We start from the raw sequence: 10,240 nt of genomic DNA, 5'->3' as shown, positions 1-10,240 counted from the left end.
ACGGTAGAACCGTTGTTGTAGACGTCGTTAGCCGGGGTATCGACAACCACAGTGCCAGTGGACTCGCCCGCCTTGATGGTAATCACCGAGCCATTGCTCAAAGTGACAGTCACTGGCGTCTGTGCTGGGTTGGTCAACGTGGCGGTGTAGGTGATCTGGCCGCCTTCAGTGACCGTCGAGCCTGCCGTCAGGGCGATGGTGGTGGTGTCGATGGTGTCGGTGACCTGGGTCACTGCCGGCGTGGTATCGATGTTCAGCACCAGGTTGTTGCCGCCGGTGGTGCCGGTGACGTTGACGCTGATTTGGCTTGGGTCGATGTACGGGCTGTCGTTCGGGGCCAGGGGCACGTTGACGGTGCCGGTCAGTTGGCCCGACGGAATGGTGATCACTGCGCCGTTGGACAGCGTGATGTTGAGGTTGCCGATCGGCGCCTGGGTCACGGTGGCGGTGTAGGTCAGTACGCCACCGGCTTCGGTAATGGTCGACGTGGCGCCCAATGTCAGCGTGGCGGTTTGCAGAGTCAGGCCACCGTTATTACCGCCAGGCTGGGCGCCGACGTTCTGGGTCAGTGCCGCGTTGGCCTGGCCCAGGCCCGCGGTCGGGAAGCCGATGGTCGGGTCAACGCGGCCGGCGGTCGCGTCCAGCACGACGAAGCTGTGGCCACCGCCTGCGGCGCCATTACCGGCAGCGGCTGGGCCTGCGGCAGCGGCTTCCAGGTCGGTGGTCGGGTCCGCGCCCGCGACAATGGCTTGTTGCAGCTCGGCAACCGACGGCGCCGCGTTCTCGGCGGCAGCTGCCAGATCGACGGTGGAGTCCGGCAGGTCGGCGCTCCATTGGGTTTCCCGGCCCAGGTCCAGCGTGCGGCCGTCGGCCAGTTCCAGGCTCACAGCGCCCGACATGCCGGTGTCGACCTGGTCGCCTGCAAACAGGCGGTCACCTTCTACTAATACACGCCGCGTTCCTTCCGGAGAAATAACGAAAACTTGACCAACAATGCTTTTGACGATGGCAACAACACTGCTCATTAAAATTTTCTCCGGCGATCCGTTTCTGATGATTTCCATGTGGCCGCTCGGGGGGGAGGGCCAAACAGGAGGGGCGTAGTCTGTAAAGATGGTTTCGTCAAATATTTGGCTAGATTTATTCGCGATCTAGTTTATGCCAAACTATTGACCTTATGACCGCCATCCTAAACAATTGGCCCCGTAATGTCACATTGATATTTATGCGGCGAACCGTCCTACATGTGTGAAGCAGTTCCGCTTTTTGAACTTTCCGACGTACGGTCATTACGGTAGCCATTATCCGACGCAGCGGCCTGAATCGCTGTGATTTGAGACAAGAAGTCCTGGGGAATTTTTTAATGCGTCTGCACCTGTTCAAGGCAATACCGTTCGTTCTCGCCGCCAGTTTCGTACAAGCCCAGACACTGCCCCAAGCCATGCAGCAGGCCTTGGACGTGCACCCGGAAATTCAAGCCGGTGTGAACAGCCGTATCGCCGCCGATTACCAACTGCGTGCAGCCCAGGGCGGTTATCTGCCTCGGGTCGACCTGAACGCCGGTTACGGCCGCGAAGGCACCGATAACTCCACTACTCGCGCCGCCAATGGCCCCAACGGCAACCACTGGGACACCCTCAACCGCGGTGAGTCCAGCCTGCGCCTGCAACAGATGATCTTTGACGGCTTCGCCACTTCCAGCGAAGTCGGTCGCCAGCAAGCCAACGTCAACTCCCGCGCCTACTCCTTGCTCGGCACCTCCGAGCGCACCGGCCTGACCGTTGCCCAGGTGTACCTGGATGTACTGACCCGTCGTGAGTTCGTGCGCCTGGCCGAAGAAAACCTGCGCAACCACGAACGCATCTACGATCAGATCAAACTGCGTACCCAGCGCGGCGTCGGCAACGGCGCCGACCAGGACCAGGCCGAAGCGCGTCTGGCCCAGGCCCGCAACAACCTGATCACCGAGCAGACCAACCTGGCCGACTCCGAGGTCAACTACCTCAGTGCCGTTGGCCAGATGCCCGACCAACTGGAGCGTCCGGCACCGTTCATGGCCATGCTGCCGGCAGACCTGAATGAGGCACGCCGCCAGATGCTCGACAACAGCCCGGTGCTGCGTTCGGCCGAGTCGGATATCTCCGCCGCCGAGAAGCAGTACGAAGCCGCCAAGTCCACCTTCTACCCGCGTTTTGACGCCGAGCTTGGCACCAACGCCGACAACAACGTCTCGGGTGACGCCAGCCACAACAACGGTTGGGAAGCCATGGTGCGCATGCGCTTCAACCTGTTTGCCGGTGGCAGCAACAAGGCTGACCTGCAATCCAAGTCATACCAGGCCAACCAGGCCCTGGATATCCGCAACAACGCCCTGCGCCAGCTCAACGAAGAACTGGGCCTGGCCTGGAACGCCCTGAACAACGCCAACGCGCAGTTGCCGGTGGCCCAGCAGTACGTGGACCACAGCACCCGGGTGCGTACCTCTTATCAGCAGCAGTTTAGCCTCGGCCAACGAACCCTGCTCGATTTGCTCGACAGTGAGAACGAATTATTCACCGCTTCCCGTCGTCTGGAAGAGATCAAGAACATTCAGTTATTTACTCAGTATCGAATCAAGGCGACCATGGGCGAATTGCTCAAGAGCCAGGGAGTGGTCCCACCGATGGCCTCCGTCGTGCAGACCGACGTGAAGCCTAACGTCCAACTGCCTGGGATGAATTGAGCCGTCCCCATAGCCCCATCTGTTAGTCGAGAGTGCACCGCGTGGAATCCGAAGTCAGTCGAGTTCATCTCAACCATGATCCACGCACGCTGCACGACGACCCGTTACTCGACGGGTTGCTTGCGCTCTGCGCCCTGCACCAGAAACCGGCCAGCGCGGCCATGCTCACCACCGGCCTGCCGCTGCCTTCGCAGCGGTTGAGTGCCGAGTTGCTGCCCCGTGCAGCCGCGCGGGCAGGGCTGCAAGGGCGGTTGCTGCAACGCAAGCTGGAACAGATCCCAACGATTGCCCTGCCGGCGTTGCTGCTGCTCAAAGAGGGGCGCAGTGCCGTGCTGGTGGGCTGGCAAGGCGAAGACGAAGCCCGCATCCTGCTCAGCGAAAGCGACGGCGGTGAAGTCATCATCAAGCGCGAGTTACTGGCCGGCGACTATGCCGGCAAGGTTTTCTTCGCCCAACCGCAGCACAAATTCGACGTCAACCACGGCACCCTGATTCCGCGGGCGCGTTCGTGGTTCCGTGACACGCTGATGCGTTCGCGCTGGCTCTACACCGACGCGATTGCCGCCAGCTTCCTGATCAACATCATTGCGATGGCCGCGCCGCTGTTCGTGATGAACGTGTACGACCGCGTGGTGCCGAACCAGGCCACGGCCACCCTGTGGGTGCTGGCAGTGGGCATCTGCGGTGCTTATCTGTTCGACCTGATCCTCAAAAGCCTGCGCAGCCTGTGCCTGGACCTGGCCGGTAAAAAGACCGACCTGATTATCTCGGCCACGCTGTTCGAGCGCATTGTCGGCATGTCCATGAAGTACCGCCCGGCACGGGTCGGCAGCTTCGCGCAGAACATCCACGAGTTTCAGAGCTTGCGCGATTTCCTCGCGTCACTGACCCTCACCAGTCTGATCGACCTGCCCTTCACCCTGCTGATTTTCCTGGTCATCGCCATTCTCGGCGGGCACCTGGTGTGGATTCCGGTGCTGGCGTTCCCGATTGCCCTGGGCATCGGCTATGCCCTGCAGAAACCGCTCGTTGCGACCATGGAGCGCACTATGGCCCTGGCCGCCGAGCGTCAGTCGAGCCTGATCGAAACCCTCGCCGGGCTGGACGCAGTCAAGGTCAATAACGCCGAGAGCGAGCGCCAGTACGGTTGGGAACAGACCATCGGCACCTTGAGCCGCCTTGAACTGCGGGTGAAGTTGCTGTCGGGCCTGTCGATGAACATGACCCTGCTGATCCAGCAACTGGCCGGCGTGATCATGATCGTGTTCGGTGTGTACCAGATCATCGACGGTAACCTGAGCATGGGTGGCCTGATCGCCTGCTACATGCTCAGCGGCCGCGCCTTGAGCCCGTTGGCTTCGCTGTCGGGCCTGCTGACCCGTTACCAGCAAGCCAAGGTCACCATGATGTCCACCGACCAGATGATGGAGCTGCCCCAGGAGCGCAATTTCGAAGAGCGCCCCATGAGCCGCCGCACGCTGCAAGGCGCCATCGAATGCCGGGGTCTTAATTTCACTTATCCGAATCAACAGAACGCCGCGCTGAAAAACATCAACCTGGTGATCAAGCCCGGCGAGAAAATCGGCATCATCGGCCGCAGCGGCTCGGGCAAAAGCTCCCTGGCCAAACTGATCGTCGGCCTTTATCAGCCGGACTCCGGCGCCTTGCTGGTGGATGGCGTGGATGTGCGCCAGATCGACGTCAGCGAACTGCGCCACAACATCGGTTACGTGGCCCAGGACATCCAACTGCTCGCCGGTACGCTGCGCGACAACCTGGTGTGCGGTGCACGTTACGTCGAAGACGAAATGGTCCTGCAGGCCGCCGAACTAGCTGGCGTGCACGAATTCGCCCGCCTGCACCCGCAGGGTTATGAACTGCAGGTCGGCGAGCGCGGGCAAAACCTTTCCGGCGGCCAGCGCCAGAACGTTGCCCTGGCCCGTGCACTGTTGCTCAATCCGCCCATCCTGCTGCTGGACGAACCCACCAGCGCCATGGACAACACCGGTGAAGAGCGCCTGAAACAGCGCCTGCAAGCCGTGGTGCAAAACAAGACCATCGTGCTGGTCACTCACCGTGCCTCACTGCTCTCGCTGGTGGACCGCCTGCTGGTGGTCGACCGTGGGCAGATCCTCGCAGACGGCCCGAAAGCCGTGGTCATGGAAGCGTTGAAAAAGGGGCAGATCAGTGTTGCTTAACTCCATCAAAAGCGCGGTCGGCCGCTATTTCAAAGGTTCCGATTCGCTGCAGGGTCAGCCCCTGCCCGAAGTCAACAAAGCACTGGTCGAAGATGCGCCGCGGGTTATCCGCCTGACCATCTGGGCGATCATCGCGTTCTTCATCTTTCTGGTGACGTGGGCAGGCTTCTCCAGCATCGACGAAGTCACCCGTGGCGACGGCAAGGCAATCCCCTCGTCCAAGTTGCAGAAAATCCAGAACCTGGAAGGCGGTATCGTCTCCGAGTTGTACGTCAAGGAAGGCCAGGTGGTGGAAGCCGGCGCGCCGTTGATTCGCCTCGATGACACGCGTTTTGTTTCCAATGCCGGTGAAACCGAAGCCCTGCGCCTGGCCATGCAACTGCGCGTCGAGCGCCTGAGTGCCCAGGTGGATGACCGCCCGCTGAACATCCCCGACGATGTGCTCAAGGCCGCGCCTAACCAGGCTGCCAGTGAGCGCTCGTTGTATGACAGCCGCCGTCAGCAGTTGAAAGACGAAGTCGGCGGCTTGCAGGAACAACTGGTGCAACGCCAGCAGGAACTGCGTGAATTCACCTCCAAACAAAGCCAGTACCGCAGCCAGTTGTCCCTGCAACGCCAGGAAATCAACATGTCCGAACCGCTGGTGGCCCAGGGTGCGGTGTCGCCGGTGGAAGTGCTGCGCCTCAAGCGTGCCGAGATGGAAACCCGCGGCCAGTTGGACGCCACTACCCTGGCGATCCCCCGGGCCGAATCGGCGATCAAGGAAGTACAACGCAAGATCGACGAAACCCGTGGCAAGTTCCGCAGCGAAGCGCTGACCCAGCTCAACGAAGCCCGCACCGAACTGAACAAGGCCGAGTCCACCGGCCGCGCCCTGGAAGACCGGGTCAGCCGTACCCTGGTCACCTCGCCCGTGCGCGGGATCGTCAAGCAATTGCTGGTCAACACCGTCGGCGGCGTGATCCAGCCGGGCAGCGACATGGTAGAGATCGTGCCGCTGAACGACACGCTGCTGGTGGAAGCCAAGATCCGCCCGCAAGACATCGCCTTCCTGCACCCGGGGCAGGAAGCGATCGTCAAATTCACCGCCTATGACTACACCATCTACGGCGGCCTGAAAGCCAAGCTCGAACGCATCGGTGCCGACACCATCACCGATGAAGACAAGAAAACCACCTACTACATGATCACCCTGCGCACCGACCGCAGCCACTTGGGAACCGATGAGAAGCCGTTGTTGATCATCCCGGGCATGGTCGCGTCGGTGGACATCATCACCGGCAAAAAGAGCATCCTGAGCTACCTGCTCAAGCCGATCATCAAGGCGCGGGCCGAGGCGTTGCACGAGCGGTAATTTGTATCGCCTGTACGAACCTCATCGGGAGCAAGCCCCCTCCCACACTCGACCGCATTCCTATGCTGGAACTCGGTCAAGTGTGGGAGGGGGCTTGCTCCCGATAGGGCCATCAGCCTCCCCACACATCCCCGCACCTAATGCATATAGATATTCTTTAACGGTATTTAATCGCCAGTTCTTATATCTATAAAGTCACTCCCCAGTCCGACCGGGAGTGCCCACATGTCCGCCACCTCTACTGTTCCAACAGCGACCTCAACCGCCCAGCTCTTCGAGATCCGCCCACTCCCTGGCAGCGTCGGCGCCGAGATCATCGGCCTGGACTTGTCGCGCCCGGTCAACGACCAGGACTTCGCCCGCATCCACCGCGCGCACCTGGACCATCATGTCGTCGTGTTCCGTGACCAACGCATTACCCCCGAACAACAGATCGCCTTCAGCCGCCGTTTCGGTGTGCTGCAGATCCACGTGCTCAAACAGTTCCTGCTGGCCAATCACCCGGAAATCCTGATCGTTTCCAACATCATCGAAAACGGCCAGTCCATCGGCCTGGGCGATGCGGGTAAGTTCTGGCATTCGGATCTGTCGTACAAGGAACTGCCTAGCCTGGGTTCGATGCTGCACGCCCAGGAGTTGCCATCCGAAGGCGGCGACACGCTGTTTGCCGACATGCACAAAGCCTGGGACCAACTGCCTGAACATTTGCGCCAAGCGGTGGAGGGCCGCAGCGCTGCCCACTCATACACGGCGCGTTACAGCGAGACCAAATTCGAAGGCAACTGGCGCCCGACCCTGACCCCCGAGCAACTCGCTCAGGTCACCGAAGTAGTGCACCCCATTGTGCGCACCCACCCGGAAACCGGGCGCAAGGCCTTATTTGTCAGCGAAGGCTTCACCACGCGCATTGTCGGCCTGCCGGAAGACGAAAGCCGCGATCTGCTGGCCCAGTTGTACGCCCACAGCGTGCTGCCGCAAAACATCTACCGTCACCAGTGGCAGCCCCACGACATGGTGTTCTGGGACAACCGCTCGTTGATTCACCTCGCCGCCGGCTGCCCGAACCACCTGCGGCGCAAGCTGTTTCGCACCACTATCCAGGGCGATGCGCCGTTCTGAATCCTATTCCCGGCAAGAGAGATGAAATGAACGCGCCCCTGCAAGGCCACGCGGCCAGCACTCTGAATACGGCTCAACCGTTGTTGGCGGTGGACAACGTCAGCCTCGAATACCGCACGCCTGAGCGTGTGGTGCGCGCCACTCACCAAGTCAGTTTCGAGATTGATCCGGCCGACCGCTACGTGTTGCTCGGCCCATCGGGCTGCGGCAAATCCACGTTGCTCAAGTCCATCGCCGGGTTTATCAAACCTTGTGAAGGCGAGATCCGCCTGCTGGGGCAAAAAGTCGAACAACCAGGCCCGGACCGTATCGTGGTGTTCCAGGAGTTCGACCAACTGCCGCCCTGGAAAACCGTCAAGCAGAACGTGATGTTCCCCTTGCTGGCGTCTAAAACCCTGAAGCGTCGCGACGCCGAAGAACGGGCGCTGCACTACCTCGACAAAGTCGGCCTCAGTGCGTTCGCCGAGGCTTATCCGCACACCCTGTCCGGTGGCATGAAAGCCCGCGTGGCCATTGCTCGCGCCTTGGCCATGCAGCCGAAAATCCTGCTGATGGACGAACCCTTTGCCGCCCTCGATGCCCTGACCCGCCGCAAGATGCAGGAAGAATTGCTGCGGCTGTGGGAAGAAGTGCGCTTTACCCTGCTGTTCGTAACGCACTCCATCGAAGAAGCCTTGGTGGTGGGCAATCGCATTCTGTTGCTGTCGCCCCACCCCGGGCGGGTGCGTGCTGAAGTCCACAGCCATCAATACGACCTGCACAGCCTTGGCGGTGTGGAATTCCAGGCATCGGCGCAGCGCATTCATCGCCTGCTGTTCGACGAAGCGCCTGAAGCCGAGCGCGAGTTGGGTTTCGCCGATATCCGCATCGCTTACTGAAAGGGGCTGCCCATGCGTCAGGAATTTGAAATCAACCTCGAACCGCTGCTCAGCGTTCCCGTGGAGCGCGAGCTGCCGTTGCGTCAACGCCTGTGGCAACAAGGCTGGCTGCGCAAAGGCTTGATCCTGGTCGTGCTGGCGATCCTCTGGGAAGCCGTCGCGCGTTATCAGAACAACGACCTGTTACTGCCCAGCGTTCTGCAAACGACTCAGGCGCTGTTCGACGGCCTCCTCAGCGGCGAACTGCTGAGTAAGGTCAGCATCTCGCTGGCGGTGTTGATCAAGGGTTACCTGATCGGCATCGTACTGGCGTTTGCCCTGACCACGCTGGCGGTGTCGACCCAGCTGGGTCGCGACCTGCTGAGCACCCTGACCTCGATGTTCAACCCGCTGCCGGCGATTGCTCTGTTGCCGTTGGCGCTGCTGTGGTTCGGCCTGGGGCAGAACAGCTTGATTTTCGTGCTGGTGCATTCGGTGTTGTGGGCCTTGGCGCTGAACACCTACTCCGGTTTTCTCGGCGTCTCCGAGACCCTGCGCATGGCTGGACGCAACTATGGGCTCAAGGGCATGCGCTTCGTGCTGTTCATCCTGATCCCGGCGGCGCTGCCTTCGATCCTGGCCGGCCTGAAGATCGGCTGGGCATTTGCCTGGCGCACCCTGATCGCCGCCGAGCTGGTGTTCGGCGCCACCAGCGGCAAGGGCGGGTTGGGGTGGTACATCTTCCAGAACCGCAATGAGCTGTACACCGACAAGGTGTTTGCAGGGTTGGCCGTGGTGATCTTGATCGGCCTGTTGGTGGAAAACCTGGTATTCAACACCTTCGAACGGCTTACGGTGAAGCGTTGGGGCATGCAGCGCTCCTGACCCTGCTAGGATTGCACCCCATTCACTCCCCACTGATCACGAGTGCTTGGCATGCAACTACCGGACATGAACCTGCTGGTCGCCCTCGACGCCTTGCTCGACGAGGGCAGCGTAGTGGGTGCCGCTCGCAGGATGAACCTCAGCCCCGCCGCCATGAGCCGTACCCTGACACGTATTCGCGAGGCCGTGGGCGACCCGATTCTGGTGCGCGCCGGACGTGGCCTGGTGCCGACGCCCAAGGCTATTGAGCTGCAAGGCCAGGTGCGCAACGTAGTGGAGCAGGCGGCGCTGCTATTCCGCTCGGCGGATCAAGTGGATTTGAGCACCTTGCGCCGCCGTTTCAGCGTGCGTGCCAATGACTTCTTTATCGGCGTGTATGGCGGTCGGCTGTTCGACACCATGGAACGCATGGCGCCGTTGTGCGAGCTGTGCTTTGTGCCCGAGGGCGACACCGACGACGAAGCGCTACGCGAGGGGCGGCTGGATCTGCGCGTGAGCAACACCATGCCCGCCAGTCCTGAGGTGAAAGTGCAGAACCTGTTCTCCACCACCTTCATCGGCCTGGCGCGGGAAGGTCACCCGCTGTTTGACGAAGAGATCACCGCTGCGCGCTTTGCCAGCTATTCCCACATCAGTATTTCGCGGCGCGGCATCTCCCGTGGCCCGATTGATACGGCGCTGAATGCGCAGGGCCTGGAACGCCGCGTGTCAATGATCGCCCCGGGTTTCCATGGGGCAATGTTCATGTTGCCCGATTCCGACCTGATCCTGCCGGTGCCGAAGGAAGCGCTCTACAGCGCCAATCGCTTGAATCTGCCGTTACGGGCTTTCCCGCTGCCGATCTCACTGCCGACCTTGGTCTTGGCTCAATCCTGGCACCCTCGCTTCGACAAAGACCCGGCCCACAAATGGCTGCGCGAGACCATGCGCGCGAGTTGCCATGCCACGTGGCTGGAGGCCCAGCCGACCTGATTCCTGAGGCGGGAGGGGTAAAACAGTGGCAGGGGGCTCCTGTGGGAGGGGGCTTGCTCCCGATGGACTGCATAGCAGTCCCATTTCGAGGCCGCTGCGCGGCCCATCGGGAGCAAGCCCCCTCTCACATGGA

Annotated in this window: 8 protein-coding genes; 7 read left to right on the top strand and 1 reads right to left on the bottom strand. The window is 61.3% G+C overall.

Annotated elements, in window-relative coordinates:
* The coding region (locus ACQRBV_RS08485) for a retention module-containing protein (RefSeq protein WP_427877919.1) at nucleotides 1–1,025 on the bottom strand (1,025 nt) is incomplete at its 3' end.
* A 338-nt stretch (nucleotides 1,026–1,363) separates the two neighbouring features.
* On the opposite strand from ACQRBV_RS08485, the gene ACQRBV_RS08480 reads away from it, so the two are divergent.
* From ACQRBV_RS08480 to ACQRBV_RS08450, 7 genes are all read left to right on the top strand, one after another.
* On the top strand, nucleotides 1,364–2,722 hold the full coding sequence (locus ACQRBV_RS08480; RefSeq protein ID WP_060755470.1) for a TolC family outer membrane protein: 1,359 nt from the start codon (nucleotides 1,364–1,366) through the stop codon (nucleotides 2,720–2,722).
* A 41-nt stretch (nucleotides 2,723–2,763) separates the two neighbouring features.
* Nucleotides 2,764–4,920, top strand: coding sequence for a type I secretion system permease/ATPase (locus tag ACQRBV_RS08475; protein ID WP_060755566.1), 2,157 nt, complete (start codon nucleotides 2,764–2,766; stop codon nucleotides 4,918–4,920).
* Nucleotides 4,910–6,274 carry an HlyD family type I secretion periplasmic adaptor subunit gene (locus ACQRBV_RS08470; protein WP_060755471.1) on the top strand — a complete coding sequence of 455 codons (1,365 nt, stop codon included), beginning with the start codon at nucleotides 4,910–4,912 and terminating at the stop codon, nucleotides 6,272–6,274. Before ACQRBV_RS08475 ends, ACQRBV_RS08470 begins: the two co-directional genes overlap by 11 nt.
* A 225-nt stretch (nucleotides 6,275–6,499) precedes the next feature.
* Nucleotides 6,500–7,393 (top strand): TauD/TfdA dioxygenase family protein, encoded by an 894-nt coding sequence (locus ACQRBV_RS08465; RefSeq protein ID WP_411985733.1) that lies wholly within the window; start codon nucleotides 6,500–6,502, stop codon nucleotides 7,391–7,393.
* 26 nt (nucleotides 7,394–7,419) lie between these two features.
* The gene (locus ACQRBV_RS08460) at nucleotides 7,420–8,271 is read left to right on the top strand and encodes an ABC transporter ATP-binding protein (RefSeq protein ID WP_104995133.1); all 852 of its coding nucleotides are present in this window, start codon (nucleotides 7,420–7,422) and stop codon (nucleotides 8,269–8,271) included.
* A gap of 12 nt (nucleotides 8,272–8,283) precedes the next feature.
* Nucleotides 8,284–9,135, top strand: a complete 852-nt coding sequence (locus ACQRBV_RS08455; RefSeq protein ID WP_090367669.1) for an ABC transporter permease — start codon at nucleotides 8,284–8,286, stop codon at nucleotides 9,133–9,135.
* A gap of 51 nt (nucleotides 9,136–9,186) precedes the next feature.
* Complete coding sequence (locus ACQRBV_RS08450) at nucleotides 9,187–10,107, top strand: LysR family transcriptional regulator (protein WP_060755475.1); 921 nt, start codon at nucleotides 9,187–9,189, stop codon at nucleotides 10,105–10,107.
* Nucleotides 10,108–10,240: the final 133 nt, after the last annotated feature.

This window comes from Pseudomonas sp. R11F (genome assembly GCF_050312575.1).
Lineage (GTDB): Bacteria > Pseudomonadota > Gammaproteobacteria > Pseudomonadales > Pseudomonadaceae > Aquipseudomonas > Aquipseudomonas palleroniana.
The sequence above is the reverse complement of the archived record's forward strand: the minus strand, read 5'-3'. Positions and strand labels throughout refer to the sequence as shown.